General features: G+C 61.0%; 19 protein-coding genes and 1 pseudogene. 4 read left to right on the forward strand and 16 right to left on the reverse strand.

The window, feature by feature from the left end:
- Nucleotides 1–118 precede the first annotated feature (118 nt).
- From RHIBUN_RS0118785 to RHIBUN_RS0118830, 10 genes are all read right to left on the reverse strand, one after another.
- Entirely contained in the window at nt 119–697 is a 579-nt protein-coding gene (locus RHIBUN_RS0118785; RefSeq protein ID WP_025660736.1) for a dual specificity protein phosphatase family protein, read from the reverse strand.
- Nucleotides 698–791: 94 nt separating this feature from the next.
- On the reverse strand, nt 792–2,306 hold the full coding sequence (glpK, locus tag RHIBUN_RS0118790) for a glycerol kinase GlpK (protein WP_025660737.1): 1,515 nt from the start codon (nt 2,304–2,306) through the stop codon (nt 792–794).
- A gap of 138 nt (nt 2,307–2,444) precedes the next feature.
- Nucleotides 2,445–4,169 carry an ABC transporter substrate-binding protein gene (locus RHIBUN_RS0118795; RefSeq protein ID WP_025660738.1) on the reverse strand — a complete coding sequence of 575 codons (1,725 nt, stop codon included), beginning with the start codon at nt 4,167–4,169 and terminating at the stop codon, nt 2,445–2,447.
- Nucleotides 4,170–4,246: 77 nt separating this feature from the next.
- Nucleotides 4,247–4,528, reverse strand: coding sequence for a DUF2160 domain-containing protein (locus RHIBUN_RS0118800; protein WP_018117058.1), 282 nt, complete (start codon nt 4,526–4,528; stop codon nt 4,247–4,249).
- Between the two features lie 16 nt (nt 4,529–4,544).
- Nucleotides 4,545–5,372, reverse strand: coding sequence for a carbohydrate ABC transporter permease (locus RHIBUN_RS0118805; RefSeq protein ID WP_025660739.1), 828 nt, complete (start codon nt 5,370–5,372; stop codon nt 4,545–4,547).
- 14 nt (nt 5,373–5,386) lie between these two features.
- Nucleotides 5,387–6,253 (reverse strand): sugar ABC transporter permease, encoded by an 867-nt coding sequence (locus RHIBUN_RS0118810; RefSeq protein WP_018117060.1) that lies wholly within the window; start codon nt 6,251–6,253, stop codon nt 5,387–5,389.
- Between the two features lie 2 nt (nt 6,254–6,255).
- Nucleotides 6,256–7,326 (reverse strand): ABC transporter ATP-binding protein, encoded by a 1,071-nt coding sequence (locus RHIBUN_RS0118815; RefSeq protein ID WP_025660740.1) that lies wholly within the window; start codon nt 7,324–7,326, stop codon nt 6,256–6,258.
- An 11-nt stretch (nt 7,327–7,337) separates the two neighbouring features.
- On the reverse strand, nt 7,338–8,414 hold the full coding sequence (locus RHIBUN_RS0118820; protein WP_025660741.1) for an ABC transporter ATP-binding protein: 1,077 nt from the start codon (nt 8,412–8,414) through the stop codon (nt 7,338–7,340).
- 41 nt (nt 8,415–8,455) lie between these two features.
- Nucleotides 8,456–9,973, reverse strand: coding sequence for a glycerol-3-phosphate dehydrogenase (gene glpD / locus RHIBUN_RS0118825; RefSeq protein ID WP_018117063.1), 1,518 nt, complete (start codon nt 9,971–9,973; stop codon nt 8,456–8,458).
- Between the two features lie 213 nt (nt 9,974–10,186).
- Nucleotides 10,187–11,005, reverse strand: coding sequence for a helix-turn-helix transcriptional regulator (locus RHIBUN_RS0118830; protein ID WP_025660742.1), 819 nt, complete (start codon nt 11,003–11,005; stop codon nt 10,187–10,189).
- A gap of 108 nt (nt 11,006–11,113) precedes the next feature.
- On the opposite strand from RHIBUN_RS0118830, the gene RHIBUN_RS0118835 reads away from it, so the two are divergent.
- The 4 genes from RHIBUN_RS0118835 (at nt 11,114) to RHIBUN_RS0118850 (ending at nt 14,155) form a co-directional block, all read left to right on the forward strand.
- Nucleotides 11,114–12,325, forward strand: a complete 1,212-nt coding sequence (locus RHIBUN_RS0118835; RefSeq protein ID WP_037217171.1) for an MFS transporter — start codon at nt 11,114–11,116, stop codon at nt 12,323–12,325.
- A gap of 421 nt (nt 12,326–12,746) precedes the next feature.
- Nucleotides 12,747–13,220, forward strand: a complete 474-nt coding sequence (locus RHIBUN_RS0118840; protein WP_025660744.1) for a nuclear transport factor 2 family protein — start codon at nt 12,747–12,749, stop codon at nt 13,218–13,220.
- 3 nt (nt 13,221–13,223) lie between these two features.
- Nucleotides 13,224–13,805: a TetR/AcrR family transcriptional regulator gene (locus RHIBUN_RS0118845; protein WP_025660745.1), complete on the forward strand. Its 582-nt coding sequence runs from the start codon at nt 13,224–13,226 to the stop codon at nt 13,803–13,805.
- A gap of 53 nt (nt 13,806–13,858) precedes the next feature.
- Nucleotides 13,859–14,155, forward strand: a complete 297-nt coding sequence (locus RHIBUN_RS0118850; protein WP_245271690.1) for an AraC family transcriptional regulator — start codon at nt 13,859–13,861, stop codon at nt 14,153–14,155.
- Nucleotide 14,156: 1 nt separating this feature from the next.
- Here the strand turns inward: RHIBUN_RS0118850 and RHIBUN_RS0118855 are convergent, their stop codons facing one another.
- The 6 genes and pseudogenes from RHIBUN_RS0118855 to RHIBUN_RS0118875 form a co-directional block, all read right to left on the reverse strand.
- A complete protein-coding gene (locus RHIBUN_RS0118855) occupies nt 14,157–14,924 on the reverse strand; it encodes an SDR family oxidoreductase (protein WP_025660747.1) in 768 nt (255 codons plus the stop codon).
- Nucleotides 14,925–15,327: 403 nt separating this feature from the next.
- Complete coding sequence (locus RHIBUN_RS0118860) at nt 15,328–16,587, reverse strand: glycerate kinase (protein WP_025660748.1); 1,260 nt, start codon at nt 16,585–16,587, stop codon at nt 15,328–15,330.
- 78 nt (nt 16,588–16,665) lie between these two features.
- Nucleotides 16,666–16,914 (reverse strand): annotated as a pseudogene (locus tag RHIBUN_RS37375) (GMC oxidoreductase); the annotation flags it as partial.
- A 38-nt stretch (nt 16,915–16,952) separates the two neighbouring features.
- Nucleotides 16,953–18,068 (reverse strand): ABC transporter ATP-binding protein, encoded by a 1,116-nt coding sequence (locus tag RHIBUN_RS0118865; RefSeq protein WP_025660749.1) that lies wholly within the window; start codon nt 18,066–18,068, stop codon nt 16,953–16,955.
- A 4-nt stretch (nt 18,069–18,072) separates the two neighbouring features.
- Nucleotides 18,073–19,017: a carbohydrate ABC transporter permease gene (locus RHIBUN_RS0118870; protein WP_018117075.1), complete on the reverse strand. Its 945-nt coding sequence runs from the start codon at nt 19,015–19,017 to the stop codon at nt 18,073–18,075.
- The gene (locus RHIBUN_RS0118875) at nt 19,014–19,967 is read right to left on the reverse strand and encodes a sugar ABC transporter permease (protein ID WP_025660750.1); all 954 of its coding nucleotides are present in this window, start codon (nt 19,965–19,967) and stop codon (nt 19,014–19,016) included. Before RHIBUN_RS0118875 ends, RHIBUN_RS0118870 begins: the two co-directional genes overlap by 4 nt.
- Nucleotides 19,968–20,127: the final 160 nt, after the last annotated feature.

The following is a 20,127-nucleotide window of genomic DNA, read 5'->3' on the forward strand; positions in this document are numbered from 1 at the left end:
TCGACGGAACCAGGATCGAATCATCTGTAGTTGATGGCCGTCGAAGAATATTCGCCAGCCATGACCGGGTTTTCTGACAGTCACCTGAATAACCTTGGGAAGCGCTTCGGCCGTTCGGCTACCCCTGGATGCCAAAATACCTTTCGAGGCCCTTCCAGCTCTTGTCCATCGCGTAGGTTCCCGACAGGTAAGGAATGGCAATATGGCCGTAGTAGACCGAGAGCTGACGCTCGGCGACGTCCTCATTGATACCGGCCACTTGTTGGCTGTAGAGGACCGACACGAGCCCTGTCCTATCGGCGCCAGATTGGCAGTGGAGAAGGATGGGCTTTGGTGCCGCTCTCATGATCGCCAGCAGCTGCTCGGCGCGCTCGGGCGACAAGACCTTGGACGGCGACATTTCGAAGTCGATATGCTGAACGCCGAGACCGCGTGCAGTTGCAATCTCGTCGGCATACCATTTCTTGCCAACGTGCATCCCGCGCAGGTTTATGACCGTCTCGATGCCATGACTACGCACGTAAGATGCCAGCTGCTCAGGCGAGGGTTGCGCCGAACGGTAGAGTTGATCCGCGATGACGGCGTGAAAATTCCCGCTCGCTTGGAGATAAACAATATAGCCCCCGAACATCGCGCCAATCGTAACGGTGCCGATGAGGGATGCCTTCCACCACCGAAAATTCCACAGGCGTTTCATGCCAACCTCGTCGCAACTTTTGCAGCGAGCTAGCATTGCCGGTTTGGCCTGACAACCACCTGAAAACGGCGTCCTGATGGTGGCGTGACGACGGTTAGGCCAACTGATTGCTGAATTGCGCGCCCGTCAAGGTGCGTGAGACCGCATTGCGCCAGCCAGCGATCTTCCTTTGTCGCTCTGCCTCCTCCATGGAGGGTTGGAACCGCCGGCTGCACGCCCATGCTTTTCCGAAATTCTCCTTGTCGGGCCAAACCCCTGCTCGCGAACCGGCGAGCCAGGCCGCGCCGAGCGCCGTCGTCTCGACGACAGCCGACCGATCCACCGGGTTTCCGACAACGTCGGCAAGACGCTGCATCGTCCAGTCGGAACTTGCCATGCCGCCATCGACGCGCAGGACCGTCTCAATGTGATGGCCGCCCCAATCCTTCCGCATCGCGATGAGGAGATCGAGCGTCTGGTAGGCGACAGACTCGAGCACGGCGCGCGCCAATTCCGCCGGCCCGCTGTTCCTGGTCAAACCGAAGATCGCACCCCTCGCCTCCGGGTCCCAATAGGGAGCACCGAGGCCGGTAAAGGCCGGCACCACATAGACCTGCTGATTGGGATCGGCCCTCATCGCCAGCGTGCCGCTCTCCGATGCGTTTGAAATCAAGCCGAGGCCGTCGCGTAGCCATTGCACCGCCGCACCGGCGATGAAGATCGACCCTTCCAGCGCATAGGTGGTTTCGCCGCCGAGCCGATAGGCGATCGTCGTGATCATCCGGTTGCTGGATGTTACGCAATCCCGCCCCGTATTCAGCAAGGCAAAGCAGCCCGTCCCATAGGTCGATTTCATCATGCCCGCTTCGAAGCAGGCACTACCGATAGTTGCTGCCTGTTGGTCGCCCGCAACACCGAGGATCGGTATCGGCGCACCGAAGATATCCGGATCAGTGACGCCGAAATCGTCCGCGCAGTCCTTGACCTCCGGAAGCATGGATGCCGGGATCCTGAGCAGGCCGAGAAGCTCCTCGTCCCACCTGCCCTCGGTAATGTTGAAAAGCAGCGTTCGCGACGCGTTGGTGGCATCAGTCGCATGAACGCGTCCGCCAGTCAGATTGAAGATCAGCCAGCTGTCGACCGTGCCGAAACAGACCTCGCCTGCCTCGGCGCGCTCCCGCAATCCGTCGACGTTGTCTAGCAGCCAGCGCAGCTTGGTCCCGGAGAAATAAGGATCGAGCAGCAGACCCGTCTTCGCGCTGAACAGTTTCTCATATCCATCCGCCTTGAGACTATCGCAGACTTCAGCCGTCCGCCTGTCCTGCCAGACGATCGCCTTATTAAGCGCCCTGCCCGACTTGCGTTCCCAAACGACCGTTGTCTCGCGCTGGTTGGTGATGCCAATCGCGGCGATATCGGTGAGTGGAATGTTGGCATTCGCCAGCGCTTGCCGCGCCGTGCTAACCACGCTCGTCCAGATCTCATTCGGATCATGCTCGACCCAGCCTGGCTGCGGATAGGATTGTTTGATCTCCTCCTGTGCTGACGAGATCATCTTCATCCCGGCGTCGAAGACGATCGCACGCGAGGACGTCGTGCCCTGGTCGATCGCGAGAATATGGCCGCTCATTGTCTTCTCCGGCGCAATAGCTCACCTCGCCGGCGCGAACGCGCCAGCGGAAGCGATAGGTCATTCATAGGAGGGTGTAATGCCGACGTTATGCGGTCGGCGGTTGGCCGGGGCACACACCCCGGCCAACCTTGCTGATCAGTTCGACTGCCAGCTCTTGACCAGTTCGTCGTAGTTGACGGTAACCGGCTTTTCCTTCTCGTTCTCGATCTTCAGCTGCGGCGCGAGGTTGCCCTTGGCGACCGCATCCTTGTTCCAGAACTCGAGATCATGCTCTTCGGCGAGCTTCGGACCGATATCGCCCTGCACTCCGGCGCGTTCCAGTCGCTGCATCACCTTTTCCTGTTCGGAGCAAAGCGAGTCCATCGCTTCCTGCGCGGTCTTCGCACCGGACGACGCATCCCCGACCGCCTGCCACCAAAGCTGAGCGAGCTTCGGATAGTCAGGAACGTTCGTACCGGTCGGCGACCACTGGACGCGGGCGGGCGAGCGGTAGAACTCGACCAGACCGCCAAGCTTCGGAGCCCGCTCCGTGAAGCTCTTGTCGCGAATGGTGGACTCGCGGATGAAGGTCAGACCGACGTGGCTCTTCTTCACGTCGACCGTCTTCGAGGTCACGAACTGCGCATAGAGCCAAGCGGCCTTGGCGCGATCGTCAGGCGTCGACTTCATCAGCGTCCAGGAACCGACGTCCTGGTAGCCGAGCTTCATGCCGTCCTTCCAGTAGACGCCGTGCGGGCTTGGCGCCATGCGCCACTTCGGCGTACCGTCCTCGTTGACGACTGGCAGACCGGGCTTGACGGCATCGGCCGTGAAGGCGGTGTACCAGAAGATCTGCTGGGCGACTTCGCCCTGCGCCGGCACAGGACCGGATTCGGAGAAGTTCATGCCCTGCGCTGCCGGCGGTGCATAGGCCTTCAACCAATCCAGATACTTCTGGATCGAGTAGACGGCAGCCGGGCCGTTCGTATCGCCGCCACGCGCAACGCACGAACCAACCGGACGCGAGTTCTCGTCGACCTTGATGCCCCACTCGTCGACCGGAAGGCCGTTCGGAAGTCCCTTGTCGCCGTTACCGGCCATCGATAGCCAGGCATCGGTGAAGCGCCATCCGAGTGATGGGTCCTTCTTGCCGTAGTCCATGTGGCCGAAGACCTTCTTGCCGTTGATCTCACGGCCGGTGAAGAATTCGGCGATGTCCTCATAGGCAGACCAGTTGACCGGAACGCCGAGATCGTAACCATACTTCGCCTTGAAGTCGGCCTTGTTCTTCTCGTCGCTGAACCAGTCGTAGCGGAACCAGTAGAGGTTCGCGAACTGCTGGTCGGGAAGCTGGTAAAGCTTCTTGTCCGGTGCAGTCGTGAACTTGGTGCCGACGAAGTCGTTGATATCGAGGCCCGGGTTGGTGACATCCTTGCCTTCGTTCGCCATCCAGTCGGTCAGCGAGCGGGCCTGCTGGTAGCGCCAATGCGTACCGATGAGGTCCGAGTCATTGACATAGGCGTCATAGATGTTTTCGCCCGACTGCATCTGCGTCTGCAGCTTTTCGACAACGTCGCCTTCGCCGATGAGATCGTGCGTGATCTTGATACCGGTGATCGCGGTGAAGGCCGGCGCCAGAACCTTCGATTCATATTCGTGCGTCGTCAGGGTTTCGGAAACGACCTTGATGTCCATGCCGGCGAAAGGCTTCGCCGCATCCATGAACCACTGCATTTCCTTTTCCTGGTCCGCTCGGGAAAGCGTCGAAAGATCGCCGATTTCCTTGTCCAGGAAAGTTTTCGCTTCATCCATGCCGGCATAGGCGGCGCCCGCCATGGTCAGCAACATGCCTGCTGTTGTCGCTAGTAAATGCCTTCGCATAATATCCTCCCAGGGTTGCGATTGCAGTCTTCACGTTCAGGCGGCCAGTACCCCCGGCCATCTGTATTTCCCTGCCGTCACACGTAGCGGAAGACGCCGATGGCGTAGACTACGGAGAGGGCAAGAGCCCACCACAGGTTGGGTCCGACAAGACCCAGCCATGCGAGATGTATGTATGCTGCGCCAAGCAGCGACACGAAGAGGCGATCCCCTCGCGTGGTTTCGAACCTGAGGATTCCGACGCGCGGCGAGCCGCCAGGCACGAAATACTCCCAGATGCTCATGCCAACGAGCAGCATGAAAATCGCCAGGAAAAACAATGCAGTCGGCAGCGTCCACGCCATCCAGGAAAAGTTCATGAGTGGTCCTCCCTTGTCAGACGCGGCCGAGCGCGAAGCCCTTGGCGATGTAATTGCGTACGAAGTAGATGACGAGCGCGCCGGGGATGATGGTCAGCACACCGGCAGCCGCCAGCACACCCCAATCCATCCCTGCAGCGGAGACGGTGCGCGTCATGATCGCCGAAATCGGCTTTGCGGCAGTCGTCGTCAGCGTGCGGGCCAGCAGCAGTTCCACCCACGAGAACATGAAGCAGAAGAAGGCGGCGACACCGATCCCTGACGCGATCAGCGGCATGAAGATCCTCACGAAGAACCGCGGGAAGGAATAGCCGTCGATATAGGCCGTTTCGTCGATCTCCTTCGGCACGCCGGACATGAAGCCTTCCAGGATCCAGACTGCCAGCGGCACGTTGAACAGGCAGTGGGCGAGCGCCACGGCGATGTGCGTATCGATCAGCCCGAAAGCCGAATAGAGCTGGAAGAACGGCAGCGCGAAGACGGCCGGCGGTGCCATGCGGTTCGTCAGCAGCCAGAAGAACAGATGCTTGTCGCCCAGGAACCGGTAGCGCGAGAAGGCATAGGCCGCAGGCAGCGCCGCCAGCACCGAGATCACCGTATTCATGACCACGTAGATGATCGAGTTGATGTAGCCGTTGTACCAGGAGGGATCGGTGAAGATCACCATGTAGTTCCCGAGCGTCGGGTTCTGCGGCCACAGCGAGAAGGTGCCGGTGATCTCGGCATTCTCCTTGAAGCTCATGTTCATCAGCCAGTAGATCGGCAGCAGCAGAAAGATGATGTAGACCGTCGAAACGACCCAGGAGAAGTTGCCCGCAGGCTTGTATTTCATTGTTTGAGCCATGGTCCTCTCCTTTCTCAGGCGTTCGCGTCGCTGCTGGTCATGACGGTGTAGAAGACCCATGACAGAAGCAGGATGATAAGGAAGTAGATGATCGACATTGCCGCTGCCGGACCGAGGTCAAACTGGCCAACGGCCATCTTCACAAGGTCAATCGACAGGAAGGTGGTCGAGTTGCCGGGACCGCCGCCGGTGACGACGAAAGGTTCGGTGTAGATCATGAAGCTGTCCATGAAACGCAGCAGGACGGCGATGAGCAGCACGCGCTTCATCTTCGGCAGCTGGATGTAGCGGAAGACGGACCAGCGCGACGCGCCGTCGATCTTCGCTGCCTGATAATACGCATCCGGGATCGAAACGAGGCCGGCATAGCAGAGCAGCACCACAAGGCTCGTCCAGTGCCAGACGTCCATCAGGATGATGGTGATCCACGCATCGAGGGGGTCGCGGACATAGTTGTAGTCAAACCCCATTGCCTCAAGCGTATGACCGAGCAGGCCGATGTCGACACGACCGAAAACCTGCCAGATGGTGCCGACCACGTTCCACGGAATGAGCAGCGGCAGCGCCATCAGCACGAGGCAGATCGGTACGCCGATCCCCTTCTTCGGCATGTTGAGCGCAATGAAGATGCCAAGCGGGATCTGCAGCGCCAGAACGATCAGCGAGAAGACGAGATTGCGCTGCAACGCCGCCCAGAAGCGGTCGGAATGAAGCGTCTGCACGAACCAGTCAGTCCCCGCCCAGAAGAACTCGTTGTTCCCGAACGTATCTTGGACCGAGTAGTTCACAACGGTCATCAGCGGAATGACGGCCGAGAAGGCGACCAGCACAAGGACCGGCAGAACCAGAAACCAGGCTTTGTTGTTCCAGGTCTTTTCCATGCTCAGCCCTCCCTGCCGACGCGCCAGGAATTGGCGTAAATATTGATGGCAGCCGGATCGAAGGTCACCCGCGCATCAGCCGGGATTTCGGAGTCCTCCGTCACGACGATGGCGATCGGCTGGCCGGCAAAGGTGGCGCGCACGATCTTCTGCCGTCCAATGTCCTCGACCCTGTTGACGGTGACCGGCATTCCTTCGCGGCCGATATTGACGAACTCCGGGCGTATGCCGAGCTCGGTCTTGGCGCCGGCAGCCGCTTGCGGCGCGTAGTCCAATGACAGCGTCTCGCTGCCGATACGCACCGCATTGCCCTGCAGTTGCACCGGCAGGACGTTCATGCCCGGCGACCCGATGAAGTAACCGACGAAGGTATGGCTCGGCCGCTCGAAAAGCTCTGCCGGCGTGCCGATCTGGACGATTTGTCCTTCGTACATGACGACAACCTTGTCGGCGAAGGTCAGCGCTTCCGTCTGGTCGTGCGTCACATAGACCATGGTGAAGCCGAACTGCTTGTGCAGGCGCTTCAACTGCGAACGCAGTACCCACTTCATGTGCGGGTCGATCACGGTCAAAGGCTCGTCGAACAGGATCGCGTTGACGTCGTTGCGCACTAGTCCGCGGCCGAGCGAGATCTTCTGCTTCTGGTCGGCCGTCAGGCCCTGTGCCTTGCGCTTGGCCATACCGCCGAGATCGATCATCTCGAGAATGTCGCGAACGCGCCGATCGACTTCCGGCTCGGGGACCCTGCGATTGCGCAGCGGGAAAGCCAGGTTGTCGTAGACAGTCATGGTGTCGTAGATGACCGGGAACTGGAACACCTGCGCAATGTTTCGCGCCTGCGTGGAAAGGTTCGTCACATCCTGGCCATCGAAGAGGATACGGCCGTGCGACGGCTGCAGTAGGCCGGAAATGATGTTGAGTAGCGTCGTCTTTCCGCAGCCGGATGGTCCGAGAAGCGCGTAGGCGCCGCCGTCCCGCCATTCGTGATCGACTTCACGAAGCGCATAGTCTGCGTCGGACTTCGGGTTCGGTCCGTAGGCGTGGCGGATGTGGTCGAGCGTGATACGTGCCATGTCCTTCTCCCTTACGCCTTTGGGCCAGTTGCGATTGCCCGGCCATCGGTGCCGAACGCCATGACGTGACGGGTGTCGAGGTAGATGTCGACCTCGGTATCCGGATCGATGTTGTGAATGCCGTGGGCAAGCATGACCCAACGGACACCGTCGAAATCCATATGCACAAAGCTTTCGGAGCCTGTGATCTCGGAAACCTGCGTGCGTGCCTGCAGTTTTGCTGCCGTCTGAGTCTGCGGCGAAAGAGCGAGGTGGTGCGGATGGAAGGCGATCGTGACCGGACCATCGGCCATGTCGTCCAAATGCGCGGGCACCGGCAGGATATCAGCTCCTTGCCTCTGGAACGAACCGCCGGCCTTTATCACATCCATGAAATTGAGCGGCGGATCGGCAAAGGTCTTTGCAGTTACGAGGTCGAGCGGATTTCGGTAGACGGCAATCGTCGGTCCGAACTGCGTCACGTGGCCTTCCGAAAGGGTGGCCGTGTTGCCGCCGAGCAGAAGCGCTTCGGAAGGCTCCGTTGTGGCGTAGACGAAGATGGCGCCGGACTGCGCAAAGATCCGCGGCAGTTCGGCACGCAGTTCCTCGCGCAGCTTGTAGTCGAGGTTCGCGAGCGGCTCGTCCATCAGCACAAGGCTGGCATTCTTCACAAGGGCACGCGCAAGCGCCGTGCGCTGCTGCTGGCCGCCGGAGAGATTGAGCGGGGTGCGATCCAGATAAGGCGTAAGGCGCAAGAGTTCGGCGGCCTTGCGCACCTCACGATCGATCGTCGCGGTGTCCTTGCCTGAAATCCGCATTGGCGAGGCGATGTTTTCGTACACCGTCAGGGCCGGATAGTTGATGAACTGTTGGTAAACCATCGCGACGTTGCGCTTCTGCACCGGCATTCCGGTCACGTCTACGCCGTCGAAATGGACGGAACCGCTCGTCGGTCGATCGAGCCCGGCCATCAGTCGCATCAGCGATGTCTTGCCGGACAGCGTCGGCCCCAGCAGCACATTCAATGTGCCTTTTTCAAATGCAAGATTGGTTGCGTGGATGTGATACTCCCCGCCCACCATCTTTGCAGCGTTCCGCAATTCAAGCATTCCGGTTCCCGTGCCTCCTCAACAGCGGGGACATTACCGCTTCAACCAGCCATCTGCGCCGGTCGCGCGGCCATGTACTCCTCCAATAGCGCAGCCTGTTCCTTGGTCAGGCGCAGGCCGACTTTCGTTCTTCGCCAAAGCACATCCTCTGCGCGTCTGGCCCATTCGTGATCGATGAGATAGCGAACCTCTGCCTCGAAGAGATCGCCTCCGAAACAGTGTCCCAGGTCCTCCGCGCTGGCGGCCCGCCCGAGCAGGACCGACGCCTTGGTGCCGTAGCGGCGCACCAGTTGGCGCGCATGCCGGTCCGCCAGGAACGGATAACCGCCCTTCAGCTTAGCAACCTCCGCCTCGTAGCCGGTCGCGGCGAAATCCCCGCCCGGCAGATGGCTCTTCGCTGTCCAGGACGCGCCTTTGGCGCCGATCGCCTCGGCGATCCTTTCCAGTGCGTGTTCGGATAGGCGCCGATAGGTCGTGAGCTTGCCGCCGAAGACATTGAGCAGCGGTGCGCTTTCACCCTCGCCTTCGATCTTCAGCACGTAGTCGCGGGTCGCCTCCTGCGCCTTGGAAGCGCCGTCGTCAAATAGAGGCCGCACAGCCGAATAGGTCCAGACGATGTCTTCCGGCCGTACCGGCTCCTTGAAATACTCGCTCGCCGCGTTGCAGAGATAGATCGTCTCTTCCTCGGATATTTTCACATCCTTCGGATCGGCCGAGTAGTCGCGGTCGGTGGTACCGATCAACGTGAAGTCCTGCTCGTACGGGATCGCGAAGATGATGCGGTTGTCCGGGTTCTGGAAGAAATAGGCCCGCGGATCGTCGAACTTCTTCTTTACGACGATGTGGCTGCCCTGCACGAGCCGCACGTGGCGGGCCTCGTTCTGCCCGAAGGCCGTGCGAATGACCTGATCGACCCATGGCCCGGCAGCATTCACCAGCATCCGCGCCTGAAAACTGTTGCCCTGCCCGCTGACGGTGTCGACCGTCTCGATCGACCACAATCCGTTCTCGCGCCGCGCCGAAACGACTCTCGTTCTCGGCATGATCAGCGCGCCGCGGTCGGCCGCGTCCCGCGCATTGAGCACTACCATACGCGCATCGTCGACCCAACCATCCGAATACTCGAACGCCTTCGTGAAGAGTGCCTTCAATGGCTCGGAGGCCGGGTCGCGGCGCATGTCGAGAACCGCGGTCGGCGGCAACAACTTTCGTCCGCCGAGGTGATCGTAGAGAAACAACCCGAGACGGATCAGCCATGCCGGGCGGATGCCACCCTTGTGATAGGGCAGCACGAAGCGCATCGGCCAGATGATGTGCGGCGCCATCGCCCAGAGCACTTCGCGCTCCATCAGAGATTCGCGCACCAGACGAAACTCGTAGTGCTCGAGATAGCGCAAGCCGCCATGGATGAGCTTGGTCGCGCCGGAAGACGTGCCCGAAGCGAAATCGTTCATTTCCGCAAGCGCGACCGAATAGCCCCGCCCGATCGCATCCCGCGCGATCCCGCAGCCATTGATGCCGCCGCCGATAATGAAAAGATCGTGAATCTGACGGCTCACGTTCCCCCTCCGAGCCAGAATATGCCGCAACGCAACATGCTCGCGCATTTGCGAAAGTCAGAGCAATTAAAGCGAAGATTATTCGAATGTCAAACGAATGTTTTTCGAATTCTTAAAACTCACAGATTTGCCGTGAACGTAAATGTTAAATCGAGGACGCAGCGCGTCATCGCCCGGTCCTGCGAGACGGCGGATCCATGCTTGGGCAGAGGCTCAATATTGTTCGGGTGCCCTGAAATACGCGCGGGGAGCGGCTCCCATCGTCCGCCTGAACATCGTGGTGAAGGCGGCGACGCTGTCGTAGCCAAGGTCGAGGGCAACGGCTGTAACCGCCTCCCCGGCTGCGAGGCGGGGCAAGGCGGTGAACACCGCCGCCTGCTGCCGCCAGGTTGAGAGACTGATACCCGTTTCCTTGCGAAAGAACCGAGTAAAGGCGCGCCGGCTCATGGCAAGCCGCTCCGCCCAATCGTCGATGACCAGCCTTGCACTCGGACTTTCCATGAAGCCGCGGCAGAGCGTCGCCAGGCGCGTATCTGAGGGGAACGGCAATCCCAACGGCCGGTCGGGAAGCCGTAAGACCTCCTCGAGCAGCAGCGCCATGATGAGATCCCGTCTGCCGCTCTTGGCCTCGGGCGGCGCAACAGCCTCGGTGATCAACGCTCTGGCAAGATCAGTCAGCGCCACGACGCGGATGGCCGTCGGTGGATCGGCCAAGGCCCGGGGCGAGACATAGGCCGAAAGCATCGCAACATCGCCGAGCATGTCGACGGTGTGGACAAGTCCTGCCGGTATCCACAACGCATGCTGCGGCGGCACCATCCAGCGCCCCAGTATCGACGACACCATAAGCACGCCGGACCGAGCATAGACGAACTGTGCACGGCTGTGACTATGGGGTTCCACATGGTAGCCGGCCGGATATTCCGAGGGGATGGCATAGACCGGCTCTGAGGCTGCCTCAATGGCAGCAAGACGCTCCACATGGAGCTTGGCCAACTCACTCGTCGCCAGGCTTTGCTTGGATTTCATCAATTTTGGCCCACTTGCGAAATAGCAAGACCAAAACACGAAAGCGGGACGACCACAAGTCGGTTATTCCAAAGCCTCGTAGGACGGAGCAGAATCGTGACAGACAGCGCAATGACGGCAGAGAGGCACTCTGCGGAACAGACGGTTTTCGGCATTATCATGGCGGTAAGCTTCTGCCATCTTCTCAACGATACCATGCAGTCGCTGATCCCCGCGCTCTATCCGATGATCAAGGACGGCTACGGCCTCGACTTCACGCAGATCGGCTTCCTCGGCCTCGTGTTCCAGGTCACCGCGTCGCTCCTGCAGCCGCTGATCGGCATTTACACCGACAAACGCCCGTTGCCTTACTCATTGTCTGTCGGCATGGGCTTCACGCTGATCGGCCTGGTGCTGCTCGCATATGCGCACGCCTATTGGGTCTTGCTCATCGGCGCGGGTGTCGTCGGCCTCGGCTCCGCCGTGTTCCATCCGGAATCCTCGCGCGTTGCCCGGCTGGCATCAGGCGGACGCCATGGCCTTGCCCAGTCACTGTTCCAGGTTGGCGGCAACTTCGGCTCGGCGATAGGTCCGCTTCTGGCCGCCTTCATCGTACTACCGCGGGGCCAGCATAGCGTTGCATGGTTCTCGCTCGCAGCTCTGACCGGCATGATCGTCCTGTGGCGCGTCGGCGTCTGGTACGCCGATCACCGCAAGAATAACGCCGGTCGCAAGGCGGCGGCACCCGCGGTCCATCTCCCACGCAACAAGGTCATTGCGGCGATCGGTGTCCTGGCACTGCTAGTGTTCTCGAAATACGTCTACATGACGAGCCTTTCTAGCTACTACACTTTCTATATGATCGAACGCTTCGGAGTGTCGGTGCAGCACGCGCAGATTCTGCTGTTCGTATTCCTCGGCGCCGTGGCCATCGGCACCGTCGCCGGCGGCCCTGTCGTCGACTGGTTCGGCACCAAGTTCGTCATTTGGTTCTCGATCCTCGGCGCCCTGCCCTTCACCCTTGCCCTGCCTTATGCCGACTACAACTGGACGGTCTTCCTGACCTTCCTGATCGGCATCATCCTGGCCTCCGCCTTCTCGGCCATCGTCGTCTTTGCGCAGGAGCTGGTTCCGGGTCGTGTCGGCATGATTGCCGGCCTGTTCTTCGGCTTTGCCTTCGGTATCGGCGGCATTGGCGCAGCAGGCCTCGGCATGGTGGCCGACCACATGGGCATCGAGTTCGTCTACAGAATCTGCTCGTATTTACCGCTGCTCGGCCTGTTGACCATCTTCCTGCCGGACATCGGCAAGGGCCGCCGCCACACCACGAAAGCGGGCAAGTAAGCGAACACCCGCAGGATTACCAATCGGCATAGGGGGCGATCGATGTGATCGCACCCCTGCCACACCACCCGGCATGCGGGTCCGCACCGGGCGGTTCGAGAGATTGAGGTTAGGCGAGCCTGGCATTCCAAGTTGGTCAGCCCATCATGCGCCCATGCTGGGCGCACAACGACAAGGGCCGAGATCACCATCTCGGCCCTTTTCAGCCTTCGGCAGCTGGCGTGTACCTAAACCCTGTCGCACTCAGTCTGCAGTGGTTGGCACTTGCTGGACTGCGTGCTTTCCAACCCGAAAACTTTCGATTCGCACGGCAAAAAGATGCAGTGCCTGGCGATTGCGTTGACTCTGCGCACCCTCGATTGTACCGATTGACATACTGTTTACCGATCGGTACAGCACCGAACACTAGGAGATCGAAACCATGCCTGAACACCGCCCACCACTCCCTCCCTTCACCCGCGAAACCGCGGCTGCCAAAGTCCGAGGCGCAGAGGATGGATGGAACAGTTGCGATCCCGGCAGGGTGTCACTCGCCTATACCGTTGACAGTTACTGGCGCAATCGCGCGGAATTTGTCCAAGGGCGGGAAAAGATCGTCGAGTTCCTGACCAGGAAATGGCGCAAGGAACTCGAGTATCGGCTGATCAAGGAACTGTGGGCCCACGACGACGACCGCATCGCGGTTCGCTTCGCCTACGAATACCGCGACGACTCCGGGAACTGGTATCGGGCATACGGCAACGAGAACTGGGAGTTCGACGCGAGCGGCCTGATGCACCACCGCTATGCTTGCATCAACGATATGCCCATCAAGGAATCCGAACGCAAGTTTTTCTGGGATCGGTCCGGCCCCAGGCCTGCTGACCACCCAAGCCTTTCTGAATTGGGACTGTAACACATGCCAAAGATCGTCGCCGAGCGCACCGACGCAATCCCATCCCTGGCCGAAGTCTTTCGGGAGTATGGCTTCGAGGGCGCAAGTCTTTCAACCATCACGGAAAAAACAGGACTCGGAAAGGGAAGCCTCTATCACTTCTTTCCCGGCGGAAAGGAAGAGATGGCCATAGCCGTGCTCGGCGAGATCGACGAATGGTTCGTGACACAGGTTTTCGAACCGTTACGGAACGCGGATGATCCGCGCTCCGCTATCTCCGACATGTTTCGCTCTGTTTCCCGGTATTTTCGCTCCGGCAGCCGAGTGTGCCTCGTTGGTGCGTTCGCACTCGATAATGTCCGCAACCGGTTCAGCGCTCAGGTCAGGGACTACTTCGCCGAATGGCATAGCGCGCTTGCCTCAGCTCTCACGCGAGCCGGATGCCTCGAGCCGGATGCCGCCGCGCTGGCCGAGGAGACCGTCGTTGCCGTTCAGGGAGCCCTCGTGGTCGCCAGAGCACTCGACGAGCCTGAGGTTTTCGAACGGACCCTTCAGCGGGTCCAGTCCCGACTTTTTGCCGCGACCAGTGGAGAGAAGCAGAGATGAAGAAGCACCGGAATAATTCCGTCATCCTCGCACCCTGGCGGGTTAAGCGCGCCGTGGATTTCATCGAACTCAACCTGGCGACCTCGCTTCGGCTCGCGGACATCGCGCACGCAGCGGGGCTCAGTCCAATGCACTTCGCAGCAGGGTTCCGGTCGGCGACGGGCTTCAGTCCACACGCCTATCTGCAGGAACGTCGGATAGAGCGCGCGAAAGCGAAGCTGATCAGCGATGGCCTGAGCATCGATGAAATCGCGATCGACGTCGGATTTCGATCGCGGACCCATTTCATCACAGTGTTCCGACGCCAAACGGGGCATCCTCCGGCACGCTGGCGGCGTTGCAGCGTTTAATTTAGATAGCGGTGAAGCCGTTGTCGACGAAGAGATGCGCGCCATTGACGAACATCGACTCGTCGCTAGCGAGATAGAGCGCGGCGCGTGCCACGTCCTCGGGTTCGCCGATCCGTCCCTGCTGGGCGGCAATAGCCGCGTCCGACACATCGACGCCGAGTGCCTGCAATTCGCTGACCTCGCGCAATCCGTGCGGCGTGCGGATGAAGCCGGGGCAGACGGCGTTGCAGCGGATGTTGCGATCCCTGAATTCGACCCCGATCGCACGAGCAAACATATGCACCGCGCCCTTCGTCGTGTCGTAGAGCACTTCCATCGGCGTTGCGGCCACGGCCGAGATTGATGACGTGCAGACGATGGAACCACCGCCCGCGGCGATCATCCCCGGCAGGACCGCCCGCGTCATCAGGAACATCGATCGCACGTTGACCGCGTGCAGCCACTCCCACTCCTCGAGCGTGGTCTCCAGGAACGGCTTGATGACGATAGTGCCGGCGTGATTGAAGAGCACGGTGACGGCGCCGAACCTATCCTCCACACCCCTGACGGCCGCGACGACGGCGGCCTCCTCCGACACGTCGGCGACCCAGTAGTCGGCGACATGACCGGCGGAACAAATCTCCTCCGCCGTTTGCCGTGCTGCCGCTTCATTCCGGTCAACGATCGCTACCCTGGCGCCCTCGGCAGCAAAGAGGCGCGAGGCCGCTCCGCCCATGCCCGTCGCGCCGCCTGAAATAATTGCAATCTTCCCCTTCAGCCGGTCGACCATGACCCCAATCCCCTTGCTCCCGTTGTTCGCCGTCACTCACTCATCGTCGAGTGGGCGTCTGCCGATGCAGTGTTGAAGAGAGTCCCGGTCAATGTCCAGACGCACCTGCGTCGCCCGGTAACCTTACCAAATAACCAACAGAACAGCTTTCGGTTGTCTCAACACGCAACACCGGGCATGTGTGTTTCCAGCGGCTCACCATCAGCCGCGGTCCGGAAGGGGTCCGGATCGATAGAGCCCGCCCCCGAGGGGCCTGGGGCGGGCTTCCCAACTCTTACAAAGACATACGTGTCTGTGACAACCTACTAGGCGGGCTTGCGCCTTACTGATTTGGCGCCGCCGACGCTCCACGCAGGACGTCGGCAGCTTGGCACACGCTAAAGCTGCTCGGCCTTGTGGCCCGCTATTCTACAAGAAAAGCGCGGAAATCATTCACGTTGGTACCTGTCGGTCCCGGAACAAACAGATCGCCCGCGAGGTTGAAGGCCGACCACGCATCATGGCCCGCCAGGAACGCGCGCGCATCGCCGCCGGCGCTCCTGATCCGCGCCACCGTCCCGCCGTCACAGAAGGCGCCAGCATTGTCTTCGGAGCCGTCGATACCGTCGGTATCAGCGGCCATCGCTACAACGCCATCGACTCCTTGTAGATCGATCGCCGCCGAGAGGAGAAGCTCGGAATTTCGCCCGCCCTTGCCATATGTTCCGGTTCCGATGCTGACCGTAGTCTCCCCGCCCGAAAGCAGCACGAGAGGCTTTGGAGCCGGCGGTCTCGTCAAAAACTCCCGAGCAAGCGCCGCATGCATCCGGCCGATATCCTTCGCCTCCCCCTCGATCGAATCCGAAAGGATGAGGGGTTGCACGCAGAGAGATCTTGCCCGATCGGCAGCCGCCTCCAGGGACACCCGCGCCGAGGCGATCACATGCACTTCGTTGTTGGCGAAGACGCGGTCACCGGCACTTGGCGCTCTGGTATTGCGGATACAATCGATCACGCGCGCCGGGAGATCGATCCGGTAGTCCCGGATCACTCGCAGCGCCTCCTCCGCATCGCTGCTGTCGGGAACCGTCGGCCCCGACGCAACGAAGGCCGGATTGTCGCCCGGAACATCGGAGACGACGAGGCTGACGACCTTTGCCGGATGGGCAAGTGCGGCAAGCCGTCCCCCCTTGATGCGGGAGAAATGCTTCCGCACCACATTCATCCCGGAGATCGGCGCGCCCGACGCCAGCAGCGCTTCGTTCAACGCGCTCTCGTCGGTGAGGGTGAAACCGGTCGGCGGGGCCGGCAGCAAGGCCGAGCCGCCGCCGGATATCAGTGCGATCACCAGATCATCACACGTCAGCCCATGCAGATGGTTCATCAGCGCCTCGGCGGCGACAAGACCGGCTCTGTCTGGGACCGGATGAGCCGCCTGGAGAATCTTCGTCGATCGGCACTCTGCGATTGGCCCATGCCTGGCAACAACGAGACCTTCGAAGGGATGAGACCAAGCGCGTTCGAACGCGGCCGCCATCTGGCTTGCGGCCTTCCCTGCCCCAACAACGATTGTCCTGCCTTTCGGCGGATCCGGAAGATGGCGAACCAGGGCCTCGTAAGGATCGGCGGCCTTGACAGCTTCGTGAAACAGGGTTTGCAGGAAAGCTCGTGGATCGGAAATCAAACCCTACTCCATTTTCAAAGTTCGCAGTCCGAACACCTGCCTAGTCTGGCGGGCGATTGCCCTGCCCTCGGGCGCGTTTCATTTGCGCTCGTGAGCGAGGATCGCGGCAGGCAACGGCGGAAGTCTCCGGATAAGGTCGGTCTCGTTCGCCAACCATGATGGTCGGTGCGTTGTTGTACGATGGAATTCGCGGCATGACCAACGAATCACGCACGCGAAGCCTCTAGACCATGGACCCTGGAATCGAGACCGACAACAGCTTCCGGTCCGATCCCTTCTCACGCGTACCGACGGATGCTGGTCTGTCTTGGCACTCGAGCAGCCCCACATCCGAGCTGTTCATGTTTGGAATCCTGGCTCCTGGTTTAAGCGATGCGGGTTTGGCTTTGCGGATCGAAGAACACGGCTTTGTCGAGGTTGAAGGCGAGGCGGGCGTGCTGGCCGGCCTGGATGCGGGCGTCGGCCCTGAGCCGCGCCACGACCTCCTTGCCGCCGAGCTTGGTGACCGCGAAGGTGTCGGATCCGGCCGGTTCCACCACCTCGATCAGGCAGTCGCTTTCGGCCAGCGCCTTGGCGTTGCGGTCCGCACCGTCAGGATCGGTCAGCGCCTCGGGGCGGATGCCGAAGACGATCTCGCGGCCGGTATGCGCTTCGAGCGCGCCGTTGCCCGCCGTGACAGGCAGCCGGATCGGCTCGCCCTGCGGACGTGAAAGCGACACGGTCAGGCCGGACGCCCCCTTCTCGATCGTCCCCGCGAGGAGGTTCATCGCCGGCGAGCCCATGAAGTCGGCGACGAACATGTTGGCCGGGTTGTTGTAGATCTCGGCCGGCGTGCCGAACTGCTGCACCTCGCCGTCGCGCATGACGGCGATCTTGGTGGCCAGCGTCATCGCCTCGATCTGGTCGTGGGTCACATAGACGATCGTCGTGCCGGTCGCCTGGTGCAGCCGCTTGATCTCGATGCGCATGTCGACGCGCAGCTTGGCGTCGAGGTTGGAGAGCGGTTCGTCGAACAGGAACAGCTTCGGGTCGCGCACCAGGGCGCGGCCCATGGCGACGCGCTGGCGCTGGCCGCCCGACAGCTGGCTCGGCTTGCGATTGAGCAGGTGGCCGATCTGCAGCACCTTGGCGACCTTGTCGATCGCCTTGTTGCGCTCCTCGACCGGCACGCCGCGCATCTCCATGCCGAAGGCGATGTTTCCGGCCACCGTCATGTTCGGGTAGAGCGCGTAGCTCTGGAACACCATGGCGATGTCGCGCTTCGACGGATGCAGGTCGGCAATGCTGCGGCCATCGACGCGAATGTCGCCCTCGGTGATCGATTCCAGGCCGGCAATGGTGTTGAGCAAGGTCGACTTGCCGCAGCCGGACGGGCCGACGAGCACGAGGAAGCCGCCCTTTTCCAGGTCAAGGTTGATGCCCTTGAGGATCTCCAGCGAGCCGAAGCGCTTCTTGAGACCTGAGATTTCGAGGAAAGCCATTGGATTATCCTTTGACAGCGCCCGCCATCAGGCCACGCACGAAGTAGCGGCCGGCGAGAATGTAGACGAGGAGGGTCGGAAGCGCTGCGATCATCGCCGCCGCCATGTTGACGTTGTATTCGACGACACCGGTGGAGGTGTTGACGACGTTGTTCAGCGCCACCGTCATCGGCATGGAATCGCCCGTGCCGGCATAGGCCGAGGCAAACAGGAAGTCGTTCCAGATGTTGGTGAACTGGTAGATGACGGTGACGACGATGATCGGCAGCGAGTTCGGCAGCATGATGCGGCGGAAGATCTGGAAGAAGCTGGCACCGTCGACCTGCGCCGCCTTCACCAGTTCGGTCGGAAAGGCCTCGTAATAGTTGCGAAAGAACAGCGTCGTGAAGCCGAGGCCGTAGACGACGTGAACGGTGACGAGGTTGACGGTCGGATTGCCGAAGCCGAGCGACATGCCGATCTGGTCGCGCAGCGTCGCCCCGAAGCGGCCGAGGCTGCCAAGGATGGTCGCCATCGGCAAGAGCACCGACTGGAACGGGATGAAGCAGGCAAACAGCATCAGGCCGAACACCAGCGTGTGGCCGGGGAAGCGCCACTTGGTCAGGATGTAGCCATTCAGCGCGCCCATGATCGTCGAGATCGCCACGGCCGGAACGACCATCTTGATCGAGTTCCAGAAGTAGCCCTTGATGCCGGCGCAGGTCAGCCCGACGCAGGCCTGCCCCCAGGCCTTGAACCAGGGCTCGATGGTCGGCGACTGCGGCAGCGCCAGCATGTTGCCGTTCTGGATCTCGTCCATCGTCTTGAACGAGGTCACCAGCATGACGAACAGCGGCATCAGGTAGATGATCGCGAAGATGACAAGCAGCCCGTAGATGAAGATCCGGCTGAACAGTCTGTTGCGCGAGGCGCTGGCCGCACTCGGCAGGGTCGAGGTGACGGCGCTCATCGCGATTTCTCCCTGAGTTCCGAATAGAGATAGGGAACGATGATCGCCGAAATCGTCATCAGCATGATCACCGCGCTCGCCGAGCCGACGGCCATCTCGTTGCGCTTGAAGGTGTATTCGTACATGAAGTTGGACGGCAGCCAGGCCGAGCCGCCGGGGCCGCCCGAGGTCAGTGCCACAACCAGATCGTAAGACTTGATCGCCATGTGGGCGAGCACGATGAAGGCCGACAGGAAGATCGGTCTGAGCAACGGGATGATGATGCGGCGATAGAGCTGCACGGTCGTCGCCCCGTCGATCTGCGCCGCCTTCATGATCTCGCTGTCGATGCCGCGAAGGCCGGCAAGGAACATCGCCATGACGAAGCCGGACGCCTGCCAGACACCGGCGATCACGACAGTATAGATCACGAAGTCCTTGTTCTTGATCCAGTCGAAGTGGAAGCTCGTCCAGCCGAACTGATGCAGCGTCTGCTCGAGCCCGAGCCCCGGATCGAGGAACCATTTCCAGGCAACGCCGGTGACGATGAAGGAGAGCGCCATCGGATAGAGGAAGATCGGCCGCAATATGCCCTCGCCGCGGATCTTCTGGTCGAGCAGGATCGCCAGGAACAGGCCGAGCGCCAGGCAGATGCCGACATAGAGCACACCGAAGATGCCCATGTTGGTGATCGAGGTGTACCAGCTGGACGGCGGATCGCTTTCGAACGTCCAGCGCCACAGCCGCTGATAGGCGCGCGGGCCCGTCAGCACGTAGGACGGAAAGGTCTTGGAATTGGTGAAGGACAGATAGATCGTCCAGAGGATGAAGCCGTAGACGAACACAAGCGTGATGGCGAAACTCGGCGCGAGCACGATCTTCGGCAGCGCGTCCTGCAGGCGCGAGCGGATGGAAATGGGCGTTCCACGGTGCGGCGTGAGAACGGTTTTATCGGTAGCGATGGTGCTCATGGGGTCATCTCCTCCAACGAGATCGTCCGTGGCGGAATCTTCCCCGCCGACACCGGCGGGGAAGACCGTGGGAGGCCTTGATTACTTGGCGTCGTCGATGGCCTTGACGAGCTCTTCGACCGCCTGGTCGGAGGTCTTGATCTGGCCATGCACGAACTTC

This window comes from Rhizobium sp. IBUN (genome assembly GCF_000510625.1).
GTDB lineage: Bacteria > Pseudomonadota > Alphaproteobacteria > Rhizobiales > Rhizobiaceae > Rhizobium > Rhizobium altiplani.